Source organism: Legionella cherrii, from assembly GCF_900635815.1.
GTDB lineage: Bacteria > Pseudomonadota > Gammaproteobacteria > Legionellales > Legionellaceae > Legionella > Legionella cherrii.
The window spans coordinates 1,167,553-1,188,332 of the sequence record NZ_LR134173.1 but is presented as its reverse complement, the minus strand read 5'-3'; the positions used below and the strand labels follow the sequence as shown (position 1 = coordinate 1,188,332).

The following is a 20,780-nucleotide window of genomic DNA, read 5'->3' as shown; positions in this document are numbered from 1 at the left end:
GCTTCCTATTCATCACATAGGCTTGCACAACACGCTCCAAAACAACCTCCCAACTTGCAGTTATTAAATGGTTCAGTCGGAAAATCACCACCCATATGTAAAAGAATAGACTACCGAGCTCAGGTCCGTTTATTTTTTGCGCAATTTTTACTTATTTCATCTCTCTGTATAAATGATTAGCCGATGCTTGTACAGTGGGCATAATCGTCATTTCTTCGATATCCATATGTTGTGGACGGGTGATACAATAAACTATGGCATCCGCTATATCCTCTGCTCGTAACGGGTGAAAATCTTGATAAAACTCTTTTGCTTTTTGTTTATCATTCCATCGAACTTCACTAAATTCGGTCTCGACAGCACCTGGTGCAATTTCAGTAATACGCACAGGCTTACCAAGCATATCCAGTCTCATTGATTTTGAAATAGCATGTACTGCATGTTTCGTTGCACAATAAACATTACCATTGGGATAACACTCATGTCCCGCTATGGAACTGATATTTACGACATGGCCACGCCCTCGCTCTAACATTCCAGGAATCAAAGCTCGGCTAACATAAAGCAGGCCTTTAATATTGGTATCAATCATTATATCCCAATGCGCTTCAATGCCCTGCTGCAATGGTAATGTATCCAAAGCTAAGCCTGCATTATTAATAAGAACATCTACAGCCTGCCACTGACTGGGTAAAGAACCTAACTGCTGTGTTACTTGCTCATGATCACACACATCTAAAGGCAAAACATAGTGTTCTTTGCCAAAATGTTGGCTCAGCTCTTTGGCTAACCCCTCAAGACGCTCAATACGTCGAGCACAGAGTATCAATCGAGCCCCATGCTGTGCACATAAGCGGGCACAAGCTTGACCAATTCCGCTCGACGCCCCAGTGACTAAAATAATTTTATTCTCTAAATCATTCATCTCTTGCCCCTCATTGTTTACAACTGCAAAACGTTCTATTGATTTTGGCCAAGATAGTAGAATTGTCAACCGCCCTACTTGAATTTAGAAAAAGTAGAAGGAATGAGTGAACCTATTTGTCACCAAATGAATTACAAAACATTTCAATATGTCCTGTTAGGACCACTTAAATCGAACCATGTGCTCTCGGGATATCTAACTTTTCTGCAACAACTCAATCACTTCATCGTCTGTAGTTTGCGAAAAATCATTGTACCATAATCCTACTGCATAAAAATTAGTTGGACGCTTTGGGCAAATAATCTCATCAACTAAGGGCGCAATTTCGTCACAAGTCGATTGCGCAGCAACAGGAACTGCGACAATAATTTTTGCCGGTTTTTTCTGTTTCAAGGCAGCAATTGCGGCGCGCATTGTATAACCCGTCGCAATGCCATCATCCACCAGAATAATCGTTTTTCCAGATAACTCTGGAAAAGGCCTGTTGCCACGATAAACAAGCTCGCGTCGTGATAACTCCTCTTGTTCTGATTGTTTAATTTTATCAATGGCATCTTTTTGTATATGCAGAATATTGACTACTTCTTGGTTAAATACGGCAATTCCTCCAGAAGCGATAGCTCCCATAGCCAATTCTTCATGTCCGGGAGTCCCCAGTTTACGTACAATAAAAATATCCAGTGGGAGCGATAACTTAGTCGCTACCTCATAAGCAACAGGGACCCCACCTCGAGGTAATGCCAAGACAACGACATCAGTCCTTGCTGTATAGTCCCTTAGCAAATCAGCTAGAACACGGCCTGCTTGATTTCGATTATCATAATTCACGCCCTATTCTCCAAAATGATCCATCAACTTGAAGTTTAGTCCATACTGATTGAGGCCAGCAAATAAACACACCTAAACTAGTTAATTCCAGCCGCGGTAATCTCAGAATAGCTCTCTGTGCTATATTTTAACAATTAGTTGTTCTCAGGGAGGAAATAACGATGAATGTAACCGAAAAGATCATCAAAGCCCATCTTCTTGAAGGCAAAATGGAACCAGGGAAAGAAATTGCCTTAAAAATTGATCAAACGCTGTGTCAAGATGCAACAGGAACTTTGGTCATGCTTGAATTAGAAGCCATAGGACTTGAACGTACTCAAGCAGAAATTTCCGTTCAATACGTCGATCATAATCTCATCCAAGAAGATAATAAAAATCCTGACGATCACCTCTTTCTTGCCAGTGCCGCGCGACGTTTTGGTTTTTATTTTAGCCGGCCTGGGAATGGGATCAGCCATGCCGTGCATATGCAAAACTTTGGAAAACCGGGTAAAACATTAACTGGCTCTGACAGTCATACGTGTGCTGCAGGCTCTCTAGGAATGATTGCCATCGGTTCGGGGGGACTGGAAGTTGCCATGGCTATAGCCGGTTATCCTCTCTATATTAAAATGCCTAAAGTGATGGGGATTCATTTAACTGGCGCACTGCCCAAATGGGTTAGCGCAAAAGATGTGATCCTGGAAATGCTGCGTCGTTATGACGTAAAAGGTGGTGTGGGTTACATCTTTGAATATTATGGTGAGGGATTAAAGCACCTAAGCGCCATGGACCGCCATGTAATCGCCAATATGGGGGCTGAGTTGGGAGCAACCACCACCGTATTCCCCTCGGATGAAATCACTAAAGAATTCCTGCAAAGTCAAGGTCGTGAAAAAGACTGGTTGGAATTAAAAGCAGACAAGAATACCTCTTATGATGAACACACAGAAATCAACTTATCTAAACTGATACCACTCATTGCAAAACCCACAAGTCCAGGGAATGTAGTGCCAGTTGCTGAAATAGCAGGGGAAGAAGTGTATCAGACCTATATTGGGTCCTCTGCCAATCCAGGATATCGTGATTTTGCTATTGCAGCTGAAATAGTAAAAGGTCGAACCATTCATCCTAATGTGTCATTTGATATCAATCCAACATCACGAACTATCTTAGAGGAGTTGGTACGCGATGGGCATTTAGGCAGTCTCATTCACGCTGGCGCTCGCATTCATCAGGCAGGTTGTAATGGATGTATTGGGATGGGGCAGGCGCCCGCAACAGAAAAAAATAGTTTACGCACTGTGCCAAGAAACTTTCCTGGTCGCTCAGGAACTGATGAAGATAAAGTTTTTCTTTGTAGCCCTGAAACTGCTGCTGCATCGGCATTAACAGGGGTCATTACCGACCCTAGAACTTTAGCAATGCCTTATCCTGAAATCAAAATACCTAAGAAAAGGATATTAAACCCTGCGTGTTTTGAAAACCCTTTACCGTTAGAAGAGGCAAAAAAAATAAAATTAGTTAAAGGTCCTAATTTAGTCACCTTACCCGAATTTGAACCCTTGCCTCATTCATTGAAAATACCCGTGTTACTTAAAGTCGAGGATAATATTTCTACCGATGAAATTTCTCCAGCCGGCGCGAAAGTGCTTCCTTACCGGAGTAATATTCCTAAAATTAGCGAATTTACTTTCGGTCATGTCGATCCAGATTATGTGGAACGAACCCAAAATCATAAAAAAGGTCATGTGATTGTAGGCGGAGAAAATTATGGCCAAGGCTCAAGTCGAGAACATGCTGCGTTAGCTCCTCGCTATTTAGGTTTAAAAGTAGTCATTGCCAAAAGTTTTGCCCGTATCCATTGGCAAAATCTAATCAATTTCGGCATTTTGCCTTTAACCTTTAAAAATCCTAAGGATTATCATGCTATCCACCTCAATGATGTGGTCGAAATCAAAAACCTTCCGGACATTCTGGAGAAACAATCGTTCAAGATAAAAATAAACGATAAAGACGTTGAAGTGGAACAAACCCTATCTCAACGCCAAATCGAATTATTGGTTGAAGGCGGCTTAATCAATTGGGTGAAAAAAGATTTGAAAAAGAAAAATCAAAGCAAATAAAGTAGAGAATTGCTCTACTGTTAATCAAAATCCAATTTTGGCCCTAAAGGTACAATTTGCGTTGGGTTTATGGTTTTATGACTGAAATAATAATGTTGCTTAATATGTAAAAAGTTTACCGTTTCACGCACTCCAGGATGGTGATAAAGACGTTTCAGATAGGGTTGGAGCCCTTCATAATCACTAATTCGTTGCTGGTTTGTTTTGAAATGACTGTAATAAACCGCATCAAAACGTATCAACGTGGTAAAAAAACGCCAATCAGCCTCTGTTAACTGTTCACCTAACAAATATTTTTGGTTACGTAAGCGCACATCCAGTTCATCAAGCAAAAGAAACAATTGGCCAAAGGCCTCTTCATAGGCCTGTTGTGTGGTTGCAAAGCCACAACGATAAACTCCATTATTAATTGCATTATAAATTCGGTCATTCAAGACATCGATTTCTGGACGAAGTGATTCCGGGTAAAAGTCTTGATTATCCCCTGTTAAATGATTAAACGCCTGATTGAACTGACGAATAATTTCTGCTGATTCATTATTAATAATCGTTTTTTCTTTTTTATCCCATAAAACCGGTACGGTCACTCTACCCGTATATTGGTCATTTGCTTGCAGATAAAGTTCGTATAAATAATTCAATCCATAAAGCCGATCTCCAGTTGCGCCCATCCCTTTCATAAACGACCATCCTTTTTCAAGCATATGCGGATGCACAATCGAAACCTCAATATAATCCTCCAGTTTCTTGAGTTTTCTGAAAATCAAAGTTCGATGTGCCCAGGGACAAGCCAGGGAGACGTATAAATGGTAACGTCCCTTTTCAGCAGGAAATCGAGCATTGGCTTCATTACTGATTGCAAAGTGAAATTGGGATGATTCTCGTTTGAACTCCCCTCCAGTTTTAGAAGTATCATACCAGACATCATGCCACTGACCATCAACGAGAAGCCCCATGATTTTTCCTTATGAATTTAAAAGCGCCTGCCAGCTCAGTTCTATTTTCATAATCATAGATTATGTTCTTTGTTTAGGCTACATCAGAAAATAATGGCAATCCTGGTGCGAGCATCCAGAAAAATTCATCCACTGTAAGCCTAGCCTTGCCTCCCTTAGGTAAAATATCTTACGGCAAATGGACTAAAATCGGTCATTCGAAACAACTATTTTGTCGGGCCAAGGCCGGACCTTCATCTAGAAAAGCCTTATAGTAAGCGACCAGGAACAATGATCTAAGATTTTTTTCTTTAAGACTCGATTATCACGCGAATAACACATGCATCGCCTTAATCTAAGTTGGCCTATCTCGACAACAAAAGTTCAAGCGTACTGACGCCACTTAATGTTCCCATAATAATCAAAAGATATAATAGAAAAACATCATGTATTTTTTGGAAGCAAGGATGCCTCATTAAGACTTTGAGAAATGAGGTAGAGAAGATGAATAGCAAAGAAGAGTATTATATTGGCGTCTGTGTTAAAGATACTAATTCGGAAAATGGTCCTGGGCATGTGTCATCATTTGTTCATAAGGTTATAAATGACGTTCCCAAGACAGATCATTTTAGTTTCTTCCCAGGTCCACTTGGTAGTCTACTTAATGGATTAACATTCGGCTCAATACCTGTTTTTGGACAATATGCTCCTGATCATAAAGAAGATATCAAAGAAGCAAATGATGTTTTAGTTAAAAAAGTAACTAAAGAGCAGTACAAAAAGGCGAAACAAGCACAAAAAGAACTGAAAAAAGATGTAGACAACAAGGATTGTTTTTACTCAGTGTTCGAATATCAAAATCCATTTATATCAGCAGCTACTCAAATACTCATAGGTGGTACTGGAGCAAAATTATCAGTAAAAAATCATGTGTCGCAAACAGGCTGTTTTGTACCAGAATGTTTTGATGGCAGCATTGGTACCATGTACCGCGATGAGCATCATCCAACGACCGAACTAAAACTTACAGTAGATAATTGCTCCTCTTCAGTAGCAAAGATTTTAAATAAAGCGGATATTTCGTTTAAAAACCCGGTGATACCAACCTTCTTTAAACAAGCGGTGCAAGAACACGGCTTCGTTAAAGTCGAAAAAGAAAAGTTAAATAGTATTGGTATCAAACTTGATTAAACCCGTCATCCTAGTGCAATCAGGCTCTCCCTGCGTAACATCCGTTACAGCGGGGAGCACTCTTCACTATGTTGGGGATGAGCAATTCCGCTAGCCTGTGCTCGCCCAGGCTGCACTTATTTTAATTTTTGGTTCTCATGTTATGATGCATAACTCACTCATTTTTAATTCCATTAATGAATAAAAAAATAATATGCATTGGCGGTATCACCATTGATCGAAAATTAACATCAATTCATAAGTTGCAATTGGGAACATCCAACCCTGTTTCATCTATTTCAACCTTTGGCGGTGTGGCTCATAATGTAGCCCAAAATCTTGCTTTGTTGACTGACAACGTCCATCTTTGCAGCGTAGTCGGCCAAGATAGTTATGGACTAGAAACAATAGCCCATTTAAAAAGTCTTAATATCCAAACCCAAAATGTTCTTACCCTTCCCAATAAACCGACAGCTCATTATGATGTCCTGCTTGATCAAGAAGGAGAATTATTCTTTGCTTTAGCGGATATGGACATTTTTGATCATGTTCCGTTTAATCCGTTTACCCAATCCTGGAGTGAATGGGATAGTGAGGCACTTGTTTTTTTGGATACCAATTTACCGAAAGCAATTATCGAACATGCAATTCAAATAGCACGTACCAAAAATATTAAATTATGCATTGATCCGGTCTCTGTAACTAAAGCACAAAAGCTCCCCTCAAGCCTCGAACACGTTTTTCTACTGAAACCCGATCGTTTTGAAGCGGAAGCATTGACTGACATCCGCATTCATTCAGTAGCGGATTGCATCAAAGCAGGTAATTTATTATTGGATAAAGGGTTAAGAAATTGCATTATCAGCTTGGGTAAATCAGGCTATGTACTGGTGAATGAAACGGTACAGAAACATTTCCCAGCATTTTTTATTGACCCGATTGTTGATGTCAGCGGTGCAGGCGATGCATTTGTTGCTGGAATTCTGTATGAGTTAAAACATAATGCCACCTTAATTGACGCCTGTAAAACAGGCGCCGCGATGGCTGCTTTAACCGTACAATCTTGCCATACAGTAAATGAACAAATTAATCATGAGACATTAAAAAACCTTCAGTTAACCCAAACAGTAAGAGAAACAGATCATGCCGCAATTTTTTGAGTATTCCCCAGAAGTAAAATTAGCTCTTGAGCATAAAAAACCGCTATTAGCATTGGAATCCACCATCATTTCTCATGGCATGCCCTATCCTGATAATTATGAAACGGCTCAGGCAGTAGAGCAAATTGTCCGCGACCATCAGGTAACTCCCGCAACCATTGCGGTGATTGATGGAAAAATAAAGATTGGTTTAACCGCAAATGAATTGCAACAATTTGCATGCAATAAAGATGTTTTCAAAGCTAGTCGACGTGATTTACCTTTCATCGTCGCCAATAGATATTCTGCTGGAACTACAGTTGCTGCCACCTTATTTTGTGCTGCGAAGGCAGGAATTAAATTATTTGCTACCGGTGGGATTGGTGGCGTCCATCGGGGTGATGCGCACGATATTTCCGCAGATTTAATTGAAATTTCAAGAACACCGATCGCCGTCATTTGTGCTGGTGCAAAAGCAATTCTTGACCTGCCGCGTACTTTAGAATTTTTAGAAACGATGAGTGTACCCGTCATTGGTTATCGCACTCAAGTATTACCTGCTTTTTATACTGATTCTACTGATTATCAGTTATCAACCTGGGTAGAGGATGTACCAACTCTTGCTAAAATATTAGCTGCTCATTGGGAGATAGGTATGTCCTCTGGTATCTTAATCACTAATCCAATCCCTAAAGAATTTAATATCCCAATAGAGATCATCGAGCCGGTAATCAAGAATGCCATAGAAAAAGCAGCGCAAAATAATATTTCTGGAAAAGCGTTAACCCCTTTTCTACTGGCGGAAGTGACTCAACTGACCCAAGGTAAAAGTTTACTGGCCAATATCGCTTTAATTAAAAATAATGCTCGCCTAGGTGCCGAGCTTGCACGTGCTATTATCTAGTTCCCTAGAAACCAAGAATCCCCCTCCCTCTGCTGGGAGAGGGTTAGAAGTGGGGGAATCCCTCATCCGCCCTGGGAGACCCCTTCTACCCCAAAATTAAGAGTAGTCCCTTCAGCCATATAAGCACCAATTGTGTCAGTTGTGCGTTCTTTTGCGACTATAGAGCCTGACTCCGAAGCTGAATAGTTCATATCCAGAGGATTACAAATCATGGCACGAATCACTCGAGGCCCCATTCCAGGCATACCTGCATGCATGACTTTTTTATTATCGATGAGGAGTACATCCCCTTTTTTCCATAAACAGGATGAATAATACTTTCGCATTAATTGGGCCAGTTCTTTAACTTCTTCCTTATTAAAACAACTTCCTACTTTCACTGTATTCAAGGAAGAGCGTTTTATTTTTCTGCTGGCTTTTAAATGAGTTAATTTGGTGCGCAAAATTCTATATGAATTGGTAGGTGAATTAAAAAAAGAAATAAAAATAATTGCAAGTTTTTCTACTGAGTTAAAAACTGAGGTGGGTAATTTCCAAAAAAATCGATGCCAAAACCATCTCTTCCCTTTATAGTCATTCATAAAGCATTTTCTCAGCTCATGGTTCAGGGAAGGAAGTTCAAACATATTGATTTGTAATGCTTTTTCTTTAGTGATCGGGTGTTCTAAGACACTTGGTTTATACATTAAAACAAACTGCTCCTCTCCTTCGCCAATTACCGGGAGTTTAAAGTCATTACATATTTTTTGTACTGCATCCTGGCTAATCTGGTATCGCTCAGCTACTTCTGCAATGGACCATTTACAAACAAAAAAGGAATTTTTTTCCAATTTCTGTCTCAATGCATCGTGCAAATGATTGTAAATTTTTTGTGTATTGATCAAACCGGTTTCACCACCTAATTCCGAAGGTTGAAAACAACAAAAACAAAGATAACTAGGAACATCAGCGGAATAATAATTTTCAGTATGAAATCCGCCAAGATAAAGTGTTCCTCCAGTTTTATATACTGAATTGGTATGTAAAACATATTTAAGATCATTCACATGAACCCGACCATTTTCAGACATAAACGCTTCGCTAATACCGCGAAACTCGGGAATACTTAAAATGATCCGTTCAAATTGTTCATCCGCCTCGATATTAAAGCCTCTTAAAAGCACAGCCCCATAACGAGCCATATCATCGAGGATTTGCAGAGAATTGGATGCTAGAAATTGTTGCAGAAATCCTAAATCCGCAGAACCATTTGCTTCGATCACTAACGGCATTTCATGTTCTTCGGATTGAATAAGTCGTTCCTCCTGGCGGAGAAATCGGGTGACCACACCTTGGTATTCCTTGCGCATACCCCAAAACTTCCTTATAGATAGCCATAAAAAACTATACCATAAAAAAATGTAAGTGCGATCAAACGCGTTTTTGCTGAAACAGTTCCTTCGAAAATAATATTATCTTCGAAGGAACGGAATGAAGCCCTTAGTTTGATTTAGAGTATTGCACTTTTTCAGAAAGCGATATTGCCAAGTTATATTCTTGCTGCCTATAAAAATCAGGCCATGCTTTAATAAATTGGCTTAAATTTTTATTAACTACAAGAGTTCTTCCCCTAATATCTTGCTTGGTTATTGGATCTGGAATAGGAACGATATTACTCACTGTAGGGAGATTAACGTATTTACTGTTTATCCATGTTTCTATAGAACTTTTTTCAAATGAATGTCCACTAGGACTTAAAACAGGCTCCTGCATGGTGTTTAAAAGTATCGGATCCTTGATATCTTCTTCTACTTTCTGCAATTTCGCCCAATACTCTTCGGGACTTAAAGAAGTTGCCGAGACGTAATTAATAATGGTCTTAAGTTTAATATTGGGATAAAAATCCTTTCCCTCCTCCAAATCCGGATGAAGCATCAATAACTGAGAACGTTCATAGCTAATACCATCAGCTACCCATGTAACCGGATCTTTCATCACTTTCATTTGGCCAGAAATTATTGTTGCCAATGGACAAGAAAGTGCCATAAGCATCCCTTCTGGCAAATTGACGGTCGTCAACACCAGTTTCGATCCCTTGGAGTCTTGTTGGGAAACATCGGCGTCAGTGCGGTAGGAAGTATAACCTATAGATAATGTTTCTTGCCCAATTTTAGGATTTACTCTATTTTCTACTTCATAACCATTTGCAGATAGAATTTTTAATAATCCAGGAAGATGCGGTTGTGTATTCTCATTGGTCATGTGAATAATCCCACCGACTGAATCGGCAATGACAAGAAAATCATCAGACTCTGGATGGGCATTATTCAAAACCCACCCATAGTCATTTGACAACATAAATCGTTGGGGTCCTTCCGCTTGCCATTGTTCCAATTCCTTATTCCAGCTAATGGATTGAACCGTGAGCAATCCTTCAACTCGGCTGTCACGGATCAACCATAACTTTGAGCCGTTTTCTTGTAAGAGAGCGATATTTGAGGAGTAGTTCGATTGATTGCTTAACCAGGAAACCTTAGAAAAAAGAATGAGATTGGTTTCATCCGGGCCCATTTTACCATAAATAAAAACATTCGCTTCTTTAGTGTCTTCTTCTATCTTAAGTCGCATTTTTTATCCTCATTATCAATGGTATGGTTTGAACAAAGCAACGGATGTAGTTGGAGCCACAAAACAATTTATTTAATTAGGGATTATTGATAATTCATGTTGTTAAAATCCCGCGAGCTGTTCGCGGGATGCCGGACTAAAGCAAATTGGTTATAGATTCTAAATAGACTATTTGCAATTTTTTGATTAAAAATAAAAAACCATCCCCAAAAACGACTTGTCATCGAGTTTAAGCAACGGGTATTACTTACAACACTTTGGGTGTTTCATGATTATGTACTTCGTCTTCTTTTTCTGGAGCATTTGTTTTTTCTTGCCACCAAGACTTTAGTTGTTGGACACCATGAATTGCTGCTTTATATAAATCGGGAAGAATGGATACAATCGCATCGAGAAAATCAGTAAATCCACCTTTATTAAAACCATAAATGCAACGGCTAAATTCAGCACCCTTTTTACTGAGGGCTATGGTATCGTCTTGCTTAGAGAAAAATCGATCCGTCTTAAAACCTAATTGGAATCTTTCTTCATAATCTTGTAATTCCTTGGCAAATACTTCCTCAACATCATCCGCAATCAAATGTCTTACTTGCACTTCAGTAAGAACCGGATAAAGTACTGCCATCATAGCACGTATTGTTTCATTCTTGGTGAGATTAGGAATTCTATCTTTACGATCCTCAGGACCTTGTCCAAGACTCCAATTACATGCTCCAACTAAAAGTGTTAATGCTTCATGATATTCAGCATAGGCTGTGGCGCGTTGGTTTATAAAATAAGCTGTAGCGGCCCAACCTATCCAACCTAAAAATCCTACCACAGGAAGAAAAGACAAGGCGGTTGCGGTGACACCAAAAACAACACTTCCCGCAATTTTTTGATCAGTACTTTTTAATAGATTTGATTTTTCTTTAACAAGTGTAATGCATTGATTTAAAAATTCGATATGTTGTTGATTGGATGTTCTAAAATCCTGCCCCTTTTTGAGGTTTATAGCCAGCTTATTGCCATCAGCCGCCTCGGCAGCACTTTCAATAGTAAAATACTGTTGTGATTCTATTTGCCGTTTGTACAGAGCATTATTGATACCAAGTTGAGGAACTGGTGTAGAAAGTTGCTTTTTTATCCCTAGAAATTCGAATACTGATGGCATTTTGGCTTACCCTTAATAAAAAAAGGCATTCTAAATTTTCTTTAGCAGAATAACAATAAATACATGTGCAAAAAATAGTTCTTATGAATTATTTAATACCGTAAAAAATCGTAGTGAAGTTGAGGACGCTCATTAATTTGAATTATTATGAGTCGGATAGAAGAATTGATGTATTTAGTTCTTTTTAGCGATTAATTGGTTAATATCAATTGCTATTTCTCGAATGGTTTGTTCTTTATAAATATCATTACGAATATCCAAATCAAACTCATCCTCTAAGTCAAAGAACAAATTAACTAAGTCCAGAGAGCTAGGAACTAACTGGTCAATTGATTGATCCAAATCAATCTCATCAGGTGGAATTTCTTGCGTTCTAGCAATTAAATTAACAACACGACGTTCTACTGTCTGCTCCATAAAAAATCCTTTTTTTATTCGACCGATACCATTTATGTCAATGACCTTTTATGAGTATACAACCTGCTTCCATTCAACTCCATTACTATTTATCGCTGACTTATGTTGGGAAAATTTTTCATTGCAAGTTCGTTGGGTCGATCTAAAATCCAAAACGTTTAAAACATTGTGCTCCCAATGATTTCATTGCACTGCATTGAATTATTGTGGTTGTCGCATCAGCATCATTGGCTATCTGGATAACATATGAATGACCATCAGAGCAGGCAACATTCCAATATGCTGCACCATTGAGATCGACCCCTTGATAAAAAGATCCAAGAGGAGTACAGGGTTCGCCTGCTGCATTGATAATACCGCTTAATATTTGCGTTTTCTGATCTGATGTTCTGCTTAATAAGATGTCATTGGCAATATTGGCATAAATACAGAAAGAAAATGCCAAAAGGAAAAACATCATCATAGACTTACGCATAATGCATCCTTTAATAGATTTGTATCGCCACAGGAAAATTTTGGTCTATATGATGTTATTCTAGGATATAGAATGGATTTCTCCATTTCAAATAGAAAAATTGATAAACAGGTATATTAAAATTTTTGCGATCGCGGCATGGAAGAACCCGTTCCAAACCGCAATCAATTAACGCTTAGCGCTCATCACAGACCGTATAATATCCATGGCGAAAAGGATTGCTACGCGCTCTAAACTTATAATCACGACAACGTTGCCCGTGATCATCGGTATATCGTCTGTCCAAACGAAATGAAAAATCACCGAAATTCATATCTTGTTGCCACTCTCTTTCTTGACGAGCTCTATCTTCTTCGTCCATCTGTTTCAAAAATTTACTGAGCTTACTGGCATGACCTACTGAGAACAAAGAAGCCATAAGTACAAGCACGATTATTTTTTTCATAACTAGACCTTAAAAAACACAAAAAGCACGTTATTAAACCACAATTGTTTTAAATAAACAAAAAATTAAAGGAACAATAAAGAATGTGTATACTAAGAGATATTTAAGCCATTGAATTAAAGGGATTTCTACATGACAGGACAGCCATTTAAAATCACTCTGCCTTTATTTTTGCTCAGCATGATATTTTATCTTATAGTACTTTCTTTTATTCAGTTTCCTTTAACTACCTTACTTAAACCCATTCCCATTGCTTTACTGATGCTCTTTGTCCTACAAATTAATTGCTACAAACAAGTAAAAGTCTTGTTACTCCTTGCCTTAGGATGTTCACTCATTGGCGATATTTTTTTAACCCTCCCCATAAAAATGGCATTGCAAGTGGGGATCTTGGCATTTATGGCAACGCACGTTACCTACATCTGTTTGTTTTTAAAAAATAGGCAATTTCGAGGCAAAAATGTTCTTTCTTTTTCACCTATCTTGGTATTTGTCTTAGTAAGCTTCTATTTTTTATCCCCCTATTTGGGCGAGATGAAGAAACCAGTAGCAGCTTATTTATGCCTGCTCACTTTAATGGTATTTTGCGCCTTTCAAGTAAAACGGCAATCGCTTTTTACTCGGCTCGGAGCGATTCTTTTTTTATTGTCTGACTTTGTTTTGTCCTTAAACTTATTTGTTTTAGCAAACAACAAACCCATAGCTGTGCTCGTAATGCTTTTATATTACGCCGCCCAATTTTTATTGGTCGTCAGCATCACACAGACCAAAGAAATAATCTTCCTTAAATTGTATAACTTATTTCGAGGTTCAAAACTGGCGCAGTAGGTTAGGTAACAAGGGAAAACAATCTCAGAAAATGTAACAAATAGGCGACCAAAATAACCATAGTGATATTGGCAATGAAACCCATCTTGTTTATTCCTAAAATCAGGGAAGAAACATATCTTGCGAATTCCGTCATGAACAATAAAATCAAATAGGTTGCAAATATGATGAGGAGTGCCCAATAAAGACATTCTTGGTTAAAATAGAAAGGGACCAATTCGGTAGTGAGGCCTGAGCCTTTTTTATAACATAAACTAAAAAAATAATGCCGGTCATAGATAACTAAAAAAATTATCGCGTACAAGCGAAGAAAATGGATATTGTACAACATAATCACTCTCTGATTCCTTCAGATTTATGCTCAACTGTATTTGATGTAGGTTGGGCCTTGGCCCAACAAAAGCTCCATCATGCATTTACTTTTAAGGAAAGAAAATATTCGGCCAAGGCGCAACCTATATTGATTGAGCTATAGGATACTTCTCGGGTTTTTATCCTATTTTTTTATAAGAGTCATGGCCAATAAATCGAGCTCCGGGCCCCTCATGAGTAATGTCACTTGCTTGCTTGCTCAGTATGGAAATTGCATCAATAATTTGTTCCTTGTTATCAAAATGCCCACTCACACTCAATACTGACTCACACATGGGATAAACAACACTGAAAGAGAGCACATTCCCTACCCTATAACCGGTAATAGGTCTTTTTTGATTGATAGCTTGTGGACAGGTTTTGGAGGCAACTGCTGTGGTGAAATAACCTTCTATTTTATTATCTGCCAACTGAGTAAGCACTAAAATTGAACCGCGTTCATTTTTATAGGTCATCTCTTTTTGCGCAGCAAAAACAGAGTGCGTAAATAAAGAGGATAATGCTAATGTAGCGCAAAAAAACGATTTAAAACTCATTCAGATACTCCCGGGTAATTTTTATATTTTCAGCGGTTTAACAACGAGTTGATGTGTAACATTTTACTCAGATAAGGTCAAATAGTATCCGCATTCCTACTGCTTTGCATCAATTCACGAACTCTTTTGACACACCGAATTCTTGGGAATAATATACGTAATTAAAACCGTAATAGTATATCTGCTGATATTCCTGCAGTATAAACAAAAAAGATCAGGATGATTTAAATGCGTAAATTGCTGTTGATTGGATTGACTGTCTTACTATTAACAGCCTGTGGGGAAGAAAATAAGTCTTTTAGTGGGTATATTGATGCAGATCTTGTCTATTTTTCTGCCGATTTTGCTGGACGACTGACTGATCTCGCCGTACTAAGAGGACAACAAGTCAAAAAAAATCAATTTCTACTCAGACTTGAACAAACAAGCGAGCTTTATAATCTACAAATGAGCAAATTAAATAAAAAAGATTTGCTTGCTCAACGGCAACAAACTTTGACTCAGCTTCAATACAATGAAATCAATTATCGCCGTGTTCAGGAGATGCGCAAACAAAATGCAGCAAGTCAAAATGATCTTGATGCAGCGCAAAGGGATTTAAATATTTCCAAAGATCAACTTGCAGAGATTGACGCGAAAATTAAAAGTAATCGGGTTGATACTGCTGAGAAAAAGTGGCAGGTGACGCGCAAAGAAAATTTTGCTACCGATAATGGAATTGTATTTGATACTTATTATACACAAGGTGAATTTGTCCAAGCAGGAGCTCCTGTTCTTTCTCTAGTGACCAAAAAAAATATTAAAGCCGTATTTTTTGTTCCAGAAGAAAAACTCGATCGATTACGCCTAAATCAACAGGTTAAAATCAAAACCGATCATAATGCTCATTTTGCCACAGGCCATATCTTCTACATCTCAAACATTGCTGAATACACTCCCCCCATCATTTATTCCCGGGAGGAGCGTCAACGTCTCGTATTCCGGATAGAAGCCAAAATTGACTCACCCGATCTCGAAAAAATTCATCTCGGCCATCCTGTCACTTTGGAAATAACTCAATGAGTGAGCTAACAATTGATGTTAAAGGATTAACCAAGAAATTTGATGAAAAGGTCGCGGTTGATCACATAAACTTACAGGTGGAAAAAGGATCGATATTTGGATTCTTAGGTTCGAATGGTAGTGGTAAGACGACAACGATCCGAATGATTTGTGGTCTTTTAACTCCCACCGATGGAGTAGGGACTTGTCTTGGTTACGATATTCGCACACAGAGTGATGAGATAAAAAAACGTACCGGTTATATGCCGCAAAAATTTAGTTATTATACAGGATTAACGGTCCATGAAAATCTGCGTTTTGTTGCGGATATTTTTCAGATAAAAAATTCGGCTAAAGCAATAGAAGAAATTATAAAAGATCTTGAGCTTGAAGAGTACCAAAAGGTACAAGCAGGTAATTTATCTGGAGGGTGGAAACAACGTTTGGCTCTGGCATGTAGCTTGCTGCATAAACCTCAACTATTATTCTTAGATGAACCTACCGCCGGTGTTGATCCAAAAGCTCGTAAAGAATTTTGGGATTACTTACATAAAATTTCCTCCCGTGATGGCACCACAATCCTTGTGACAACTCATTATATGGATGAAGCGGAAAAGTGCAGTAGCCTAGCATATATTAATGTAGGGAGGCTATTGTATACAGGTAGCACCAGAGATTTGATTCCTCACTCCCAAGTCAAAACGTATATACTCAAAGCGGCTAGAAAAGAACAAAATCAGTTCATGGAAAAAATAAATGATTCCTATCCCAAGTTGTTGGCCTCAATCGTAAATAATGAGCTACGGATTTCATCAAAGGATCATCAATCACTGAAACGGATGATTGACGAACACAGTGAGCTGTCATTTAAAGAAACTACACCTTCTTTTGAGGAAGTATTTATCGGATTAATGCGATGAAATATAAGGACCTATTACATGGATTATCTATAGCGCGTCTCGACGGCTTAATACGCAAAGAATTTATTCTCATCACTCGGGATCGTGGCACCATAGCGATGTTAGTCATCTTACCAATTATGTTGCTTATACTCTTTGGTTTTGCCATCCAATTTGATCCCAAACATCTTCCGACTACAATTATTAGCTATGATAATTCGCCATTAACTCGAAGTTATGTCAGCGCTCTTGAAGCTTCAGGATATTTTAGCGTGATTCATGATGAGAAAATGAACGAAAATAAAAAGAATCAGGATTTCGCCAATGGAAAAATAAGCTTCGCCTTCACTATTCCCCCTAATTTTACTCGTAAATATATTCGTAACGAAAACCCACAGTTACTGGTCGAAATCGATGGCTCAGATCCAGGAAGCAGTGCTAGCGCACTGAGCAATGCACTTCCCATTCTCAACCAGACTATGGAGACATTCAATAGACAAGGTTTAGGTTCCCCATCACCTACTCAGTCAAAGCGAAGTGTCAATCTCACCATTCATCGACTTTATAATGAATCGAATACCAGTTCTTATAACATTGTTCCAGGGTTAATCGGCGTACTCCTTACACTAACCATGGTGATGCTTACATCAACCGCCATCACTTCAGAAAAAGAGTCTGGGACAATGGAAATGTTGTTAAGCACGCCATTAAAACCCACAGAAATCATTCTTGGTAAGGTAATACCCTATATTGTTTTAGGTTATTTACAACTAACCAGTATTTTAATTTTTGGTAAATTATTAATTCATATTCCTACTGAAGGAAGTATCTTATTACTTTATATTGCAGTTGCACCATTTATTATTGCCAATTTAATGGTGGGCATGATTTTCTCCACCCTGGCACGTACTCCGATGCAAGCAATGCAACTGAGCGTTTTCTATCAACTCCCTTCAATGTTTTTATCGGGTTACATTTTTTCTTTTTATGGAATGCCTACTTGGGCACAAATGATAGGGTACTGTGTGCCCATGACGTACTTTATACGGATTGCACGTGGAATTTTGCTGAAAGGCAATACGTTTAGCCAAATAGTTCCAAATATTTTTCCTATTTTATTAATAGCGTCCATTTTGATTCTTTTGACGGGGAAAATATTTAGAACAAAGCTCGACTAGGGTCTGTTTACAATTCGTTCGCTTGAGCCAAGACAATAGAAGTGTACCTACCCTAATTAAATTTATTTTAAATTGGCACAATTATGAAAATAAAAATTATCTTATTTAATCTATCCGCCATTTTGCTTGCAGGTTGTTGCAAAAACTGCCTTATTCCTGAAAAAGTAAATTATCCTAAAAATTCGCGCAGCGGAATAAAATACATCGATAATAAAAGCGACCTAAGTCGAGTCGCATGGTGGAAAAAACTGCATGATCCAGAACTTAATCAGCTGATTATGCAGGCGTTAACTTGTAATGATACAATTAAAAGGTCGTATGCAACGATAGAGCAAGCACAAGCTCAACTTAAAGCAGCGCAATATGCATGGATCCCCACACTCGATGCGAACGCTACAGGTTTTTCTGGCGGAACTTGGAATTCCCATGTTACCCCCAGAGGTCAATTGGCGAATAATCCTTTTTTTTCAAATCTTTCTCACATGAGATTTAGAGGATACTACACTGGCTTTACTCCCAAATACACAGTGAACATCTTAAATAATATTTATAATATCAAATCAGCCAAAGCCTCTTTAGCTATGGAGCAAGCCCAGGCTCAATCAACAAAGTTGGGAATTATCAGCCAAATGAGCGGCGCCTACTTTATGCTCTTAAGTCAACGAGAACAACTGGCTGTTGAGAAAGAACTGCTTCGTGATTTAAGCAAACTGCATCAACTGGAACAGATTCGTTTCAAGAAAGGTGCCAGTAATATTGAAGTACCAATCAACATCGATCAACAGCTGGCCCAAGAGCAATCTAAAATTCCTCAAATTGAAAGTGTCATCGCACAAAATGAGAATACCATCCGCCTCTTATTGAACCAAAATCCAGGCCCGATTACGACGCATCGAAGCGTGCTTTCGTTGAACTTAAATCATTTGATTCCGAAATCTTTACCTTCATCGGTTTTGAAAAATCGCCCAGACATCATGATTGCTTTAAATAATTTAAAAATAGCTCAAGCACAAATTGGAATGGCTTACTCGGCTTTTTTCCCAACCATCGCATTAACCAGTTTAATTGGAGGCGCCTCTATTGATTTGAGAAATATTTTAAAAGTGAGTACGAATATTTGGGTTGCCCAAGCTGCTGCATCGACCAAAATTTTCAATGCCAGCTCCTATGAAGACATCAAATCAACTAAAGCAGGATTCAAAGCAACTTATCATGAGTATTTGACTACGCTGCATTCTGCATTTGCAGATGTAGATGATGCGCTTACGAATGAACAGAAAAACCATTTATCCTATGTGCAAATCCAAAAAGGATATTGGGCAGCAAAAAAGGCATATGCTGTCGCTTTAGCACAATATAAAGCAGGAGCCAAAGACTATCGCAATGTAATCAATGCAAAAATTAATCTTGATCGTAGTAAATTGAGTTTAATTCAGGAAAAAGCACAATTACTTGATAGTATTGTCCAGGTGTATGATGAAGTGGCCGGTGGGTATGATGTTGCTTCATATTAGGTAACTTGATGCAACCTGTTTTTAAAATTCCTTTCCCTCACCCCTTTCCCGAAACAGGAGAGGGGATTTTTATAGTGCCCCCAATTCCCTTCTCACCTAGGGGAGAAGGGACCCGCCAGGGCGGATGAGGGTTTTCATTAAGCTTTTTCGTCAAGAGCCTTTTCAACAACTTTGACCAATCGTCCTGCCTCAGGAGAGGTAGTTGAATAGAAATAATCGATTAGCTCCCCTTTCCGATTAATGAGGTATTTATGGAAATTCCATTTTGGTGCCGTGCCAAACCCTAATTTCTCTCTAGCCCAAAGATAAAATGGATGTGCATTTTTTCCTGAAACCACCTCTTTTGCAGTCATTGGAAAAGTAACCCCATAATTGACCTGGCAGAAACTTGCAATGTCTTGCTCAGTCCCAGGCTCTTGGCCGCCGAAATCATTTGAAGGAACTCCCAAGATGACTAAACCACGATCTTTATATTGTTCATAAAGCTTCTCTAACCGCGCATATTGAGGGGTAAAACCACATTTTGAGGCCGTATTGACAATCATTAACACTTTTCCTCTAAATGATGATAGGGGTAATGGTTCATGCCCACGTAATGTATGAAAGGAATAATCATAGGCATTATCATTGATTTTAGGTGAATCAGCTGATGCGGTATTAGAGGTCATAATGTAACATCCTAGTAAAATGGTTAGAAAACGCATGGTTATCCCTTAAATGTTCGTTCAGGAGCTGAATCGCTGGGATGTCTATTAACTCCTTTATCATATAGTAATGATCCTGTATTGCAAGAAAAACCACTAATGAGAATGCAGCTGGTTTCTAATTTTTTCTTGCACATCATGCATATGATGTTCATCCCTATAATGAGTTCGTGGCCAAAAAAAGCCCTTCAGCCCATCGTGTTTGTTTCTGGGAACGATATGGATATGAAGATGCGGTATGCTTTGACTGATGGTGTTATTCATTGCAATAAAACTTCCTGCCGCGCCCATCGCTTTTTCAACCGCTCTGCCAATTCTTTGCGTTAATGAAAAGAGAGGGGATAGCATCGAGTCTGGCAGATCATATAAGGTTTCAATATGCATCTTTGGGGCTAATAAAGTATGCCCTGGAAAAAGCGGACGAGAGTCCAAAAAGGCGATGAACCCCTCGTCTTCAAAAACAATAAAGGATTTTTCTTTTTTTGCCACAATTAAATCAATAACACATTCAACTGTCATTTTTATATCCCTATTCATCCAAATGGATCATTTAAACAGTTAGCGCTTTATCCATCGCATTATATGTTTTTCCTTTATGCTCCAAC

21 protein-coding genes are annotated in these 20,780 nt (G+C 38.6%); 9 read left to right on the top strand and 12 right to left on the bottom strand.

Annotated elements, in window-relative coordinates; genetic code table 11:
* Positions 1-151: 151 nt before the first annotated feature.
* Together EL022_RS05065 and EL022_RS05060 are read right to left on the bottom strand one after the other, a co-directional pair.
* Entirely contained in the window at positions 152-925 is a 774-nt protein-coding gene (locus EL022_RS05065) for an SDR family NAD(P)-dependent oxidoreductase (RefSeq protein ID WP_028382666.1), read from the bottom strand.
* 195 nt (positions 926-1,120) lie between these two features.
* The gene (locus EL022_RS05060; RefSeq protein ID WP_028382665.1) at positions 1,121-1,753 is read right to left on the bottom strand and encodes a phosphoribosyltransferase; all 633 of its coding nucleotides are present in this window, start codon (positions 1,751-1,753) and stop codon (positions 1,121-1,123) included.
* Positions 1,754-1,914: 161 nt separating this feature from the next.
* Here EL022_RS05060 and EL022_RS05055 point away from each other — a divergent pair, with 161 nt between their 5' ends.
* Positions 1,915-3,858: an aconitate hydratase gene (locus tag EL022_RS05055; protein WP_028382664.1), complete on the top strand. Its 1,944-nt coding sequence runs from the start codon at positions 1,915-1,917 to the stop codon at positions 3,856-3,858.
* A gap of 20 nt (positions 3,859-3,878) precedes the next feature.
* On the opposite strand, the gene EL022_RS05050 is transcribed toward EL022_RS05055, so the two are convergent.
* Positions 3,879-4,814, bottom strand: a complete 936-nt coding sequence (locus EL022_RS05050) for a glutathione S-transferase family protein (RefSeq protein WP_028382663.1) — start codon at positions 4,812-4,814, stop codon at positions 3,879-3,881.
* 483 nt (positions 4,815-5,297) lie between these two features.
* Here EL022_RS05050 and EL022_RS05045 point away from each other — a divergent pair, with 483 nt between their 5' ends.
* The 3 genes from EL022_RS05045 (at position 5,298) to EL022_RS05035 (ending at position 8,006) form a co-directional block, all read left to right on the top strand.
* Positions 5,298-5,984, top strand: coding sequence for a hypothetical protein (locus EL022_RS05045; RefSeq protein WP_035901366.1), 687 nt, complete (start codon positions 5,298-5,300; stop codon positions 5,982-5,984).
* 176 nt (positions 5,985-6,160) lie between these two features.
* Positions 6,161-7,123, top strand: coding sequence for a carbohydrate kinase family protein (locus EL022_RS05040; protein ID WP_028382661.1), 963 nt, complete (start codon positions 6,161-6,163; stop codon positions 7,121-7,123).
* The gene (locus EL022_RS05035) at positions 7,107-8,006 is read left to right on the top strand and encodes a pseudouridine-5'-phosphate glycosidase (RefSeq protein ID WP_028382660.1); all 900 of its coding nucleotides are present in this window, start codon (positions 7,107-7,109) and stop codon (positions 8,004-8,006) included. The genes EL022_RS05040 and EL022_RS05035 overlap by 17 nt, the downstream gene beginning before the upstream one ends.
* Positions 8,007-8,068: 62 nt before the next feature.
* Here the strand turns inward: EL022_RS05035 and EL022_RS05030 are convergent, their stop codons facing one another.
* The 6 genes from EL022_RS05030 to EL022_RS05005 all read right to left on the bottom strand — a co-directional run bounded on the left by EL022_RS05030 (position 8,069) and on the right by EL022_RS05005 (position 13,103).
* Positions 8,069-9,355: a TauD/TfdA family dioxygenase gene (locus tag EL022_RS05030; RefSeq protein ID WP_051544535.1), complete on the bottom strand. Its 1,287-nt coding sequence runs from the start codon at positions 9,353-9,355 to the stop codon at positions 8,069-8,071.
* Between the two features lie 130 nt (positions 9,356-9,485).
* A complete protein-coding gene (locus tag EL022_RS05025) occupies positions 9,486-10,613 on the bottom strand; it encodes a U-box domain-containing protein (RefSeq protein ID WP_028382659.1) in 1,128 nt (375 codons plus the stop codon).
* Positions 10,614-10,860: 247 nt separating this feature from the next.
* Positions 10,861-11,766 (bottom strand): hypothetical protein, encoded by a 906-nt coding sequence (locus tag EL022_RS05020; protein ID WP_028382658.1) that lies wholly within the window; start codon positions 11,764-11,766, stop codon positions 10,861-10,863.
* 174 nt (positions 11,767-11,940) lie between these two features.
* Positions 11,941-12,183, bottom strand: coding sequence for an acyl carrier protein (locus EL022_RS05015; protein ID WP_028382657.1), 243 nt, complete (start codon positions 12,181-12,183; stop codon positions 11,941-11,943).
* Between the two features lie 142 nt (positions 12,184-12,325).
* Positions 12,326-12,658 (bottom strand): hypothetical protein, encoded by a 333-nt coding sequence (locus tag EL022_RS05010; protein ID WP_028382656.1) that lies wholly within the window; start codon positions 12,656-12,658, stop codon positions 12,326-12,328.
* A 175-nt stretch (positions 12,659-12,833) separates the two neighbouring features.
* Positions 12,834-13,103: a hypothetical protein gene (locus tag EL022_RS05005; protein ID WP_028382655.1), complete on the bottom strand. Its 270-nt coding sequence runs from the start codon at positions 13,101-13,103 to the stop codon at positions 12,834-12,836.
* 132 nt (positions 13,104-13,235) lie between these two features.
* Here EL022_RS05005 and EL022_RS05000 point away from each other — a divergent pair, with 132 nt between their 5' ends.
* Positions 13,236-13,931, top strand: coding sequence for a lysoplasmalogenase (locus tag EL022_RS05000; RefSeq protein WP_028382654.1), 696 nt, complete (start codon positions 13,236-13,238; stop codon positions 13,929-13,931).
* A 491-nt stretch (positions 13,932-14,422) separates the two neighbouring features.
* Here the strand turns inward: EL022_RS05000 and EL022_RS04995 are convergent, their stop codons facing one another.
* Positions 14,423-14,839, bottom strand: a complete 417-nt coding sequence (locus tag EL022_RS04995) for an avidin/streptavidin family protein (protein ID WP_035901363.1) — start codon at positions 14,837-14,839, stop codon at positions 14,423-14,425.
* Between the two features lie 228 nt (positions 14,840-15,067).
* On the opposite strand from EL022_RS04995, the gene EL022_RS04990 reads away from it, so the two are divergent.
* From EL022_RS04990 to EL022_RS04975, 4 genes are all read left to right on the top strand, one after another.
* The gene (locus tag EL022_RS04990; protein WP_028382652.1) at positions 15,068-15,901 is read left to right on the top strand and encodes an HlyD family secretion protein; all 834 of its coding nucleotides are present in this window, start codon (positions 15,068-15,070) and stop codon (positions 15,899-15,901) included.
* The gene (locus tag EL022_RS04985) at positions 15,898-16,800 is read left to right on the top strand and encodes an ABC transporter ATP-binding protein (RefSeq protein WP_028382651.1); all 903 of its coding nucleotides are present in this window, start codon (positions 15,898-15,900) and stop codon (positions 16,798-16,800) included. Before EL022_RS04990 ends, EL022_RS04985 begins: the two co-directional genes overlap by 4 nt.
* Positions 16,797-17,957: an ABC transporter permease gene (locus EL022_RS04980; RefSeq protein ID WP_028382650.1), complete on the top strand. Its 1,161-nt coding sequence runs from the start codon at positions 16,797-16,799 to the stop codon at positions 17,955-17,957. Before EL022_RS04985 ends, EL022_RS04980 begins: the two co-directional genes overlap by 4 nt.
* 83 nt (positions 17,958-18,040) lie before the next feature.
* Positions 18,041-19,471, top strand: a complete 1,431-nt coding sequence (locus EL022_RS04975) for a TolC family protein (RefSeq protein WP_028382649.1) — start codon at positions 18,041-18,043, stop codon at positions 19,469-19,471.
* A 137-nt stretch (positions 19,472-19,608) separates the two neighbouring features.
* Here EL022_RS04975 and EL022_RS04970 read toward each other — a convergent pair whose 3' ends face one another.
* Both EL022_RS04970 and EL022_RS04965 read right to left on the bottom strand, forming a co-directional pair.
* The gene (locus EL022_RS04970; RefSeq protein ID WP_028382648.1) at positions 19,609-20,139 is read right to left on the bottom strand and encodes a glutathione peroxidase; all 531 of its coding nucleotides are present in this window, start codon (positions 20,137-20,139) and stop codon (positions 19,609-19,611) included.
* Positions 20,140-20,271: 132 nt separating this feature from the next.
* Positions 20,272-20,694, bottom strand: a complete 423-nt coding sequence (locus tag EL022_RS04965; RefSeq protein WP_028382647.1) for an HIT family protein — start codon at positions 20,692-20,694, stop codon at positions 20,272-20,274.
* Positions 20,695-20,780: the final 86 nt, after the last annotated feature.

Coding starts and splice junctions, on each gene's coding strand:
- EL022_RS05065 (WP_028382666.1), bottom strand. CDS start 925: ATGAATGATTTAGAGAATAAAATTATTTTAGTCACTGGGGCGTCGAGC.
- EL022_RS05055 (WP_028382664.1), top strand. CDS start 1,915: ATGAATGTAACCGAAAAGATCATCAAAGCCCATCTTCTTGAAGGCAAA.
- EL022_RS05050 (WP_028382663.1), bottom strand. CDS start 4,814: ATGGGGCTTCTCGTTGATGGTCAGTGGCATGATGTCTGGTATGATACT.
- EL022_RS05045 (WP_035901366.1), top strand. CDS start 5,298: ATGAATAGCAAAGAAGAGTATTATATTGGCGTCTGTGTTAAAGATACT.
- EL022_RS05040 (WP_028382661.1), top strand. CDS start 6,161: ATGAATAAAAAAATAATATGCATTGGCGGTATCACCATTGATCGAAAA.
- EL022_RS05035 (WP_028382660.1), top strand. CDS start 7,107: ATGCCGCAATTTTTTGAGTATTCCCCAGAAGTAAAATTAGCTCTTGAG.
- EL022_RS05030 (WP_051544535.1), bottom strand. CDS start 9,355: ATGCGCAAGGAATACCAAGGTGTGGTCACCCGATTTCTCCGCCAGGAG.
- EL022_RS05025 (WP_028382659.1), bottom strand. CDS start 10,613: ATGCGACTTAAGATAGAAGAAGACACTAAAGAAGCGAATGTTTTTATT.
- EL022_RS05020 (WP_028382658.1), bottom strand. CDS start 11,766: ATGCCATCAGTATTCGAATTTCTAGGGATAAAAAAGCAACTTTCTACA.
- EL022_RS05015 (WP_028382657.1), bottom strand. CDS start 12,183: ATGGAGCAGACAGTAGAACGTCGTGTTGTTAATTTAATTGCTAGAACG.
- EL022_RS05010 (WP_028382656.1), bottom strand. CDS start 12,658: ATGCGTAAGTCTATGATGATGTTTTTCCTTTTGGCATTTTCTTTCTGT.
- EL022_RS05005 (WP_028382655.1), bottom strand. CDS start 13,103: ATGAAAAAAATAATCGTGCTTGTACTTATGGCTTCTTTGTTCTCAGTA.
- EL022_RS05000 (WP_028382654.1), top strand. CDS start 13,236: ATGACAGGACAGCCATTTAAAATCACTCTGCCTTTATTTTTGCTCAGC.
- EL022_RS04995 (WP_035901363.1), bottom strand. CDS start 14,839: ATGAGTTTTAAATCGTTTTTTTGCGCTACATTAGCATTATCCTCTTTA.
- EL022_RS04990 (WP_028382652.1), top strand. CDS start 15,068: ATGCGTAAATTGCTGTTGATTGGATTGACTGTCTTACTATTAACAGCC.
- EL022_RS04985 (WP_028382651.1), top strand. CDS start 15,898: ATGAGTGAGCTAACAATTGATGTTAAAGGATTAACCAAGAAATTTGAT.
- EL022_RS04980 (WP_028382650.1), top strand. CDS start 16,797: ATGAAATATAAGGACCTATTACATGGATTATCTATAGCGCGTCTCGAC.
- EL022_RS04975 (WP_028382649.1), top strand. CDS start 18,041: ATGAAAATAAAAATTATCTTATTTAATCTATCCGCCATTTTGCTTGCA.
- EL022_RS04970 (WP_028382648.1), bottom strand. CDS start 20,139: ATGACCTCTAATACCGCATCAGCTGATTCACCTAAAATCAATGATAAT.
- EL022_RS04965 (WP_028382647.1), bottom strand. CDS start 20,694: ATGACAGTTGAATGTGTTATTGATTTAATTGTGGCAAAAAAAGAAAAA.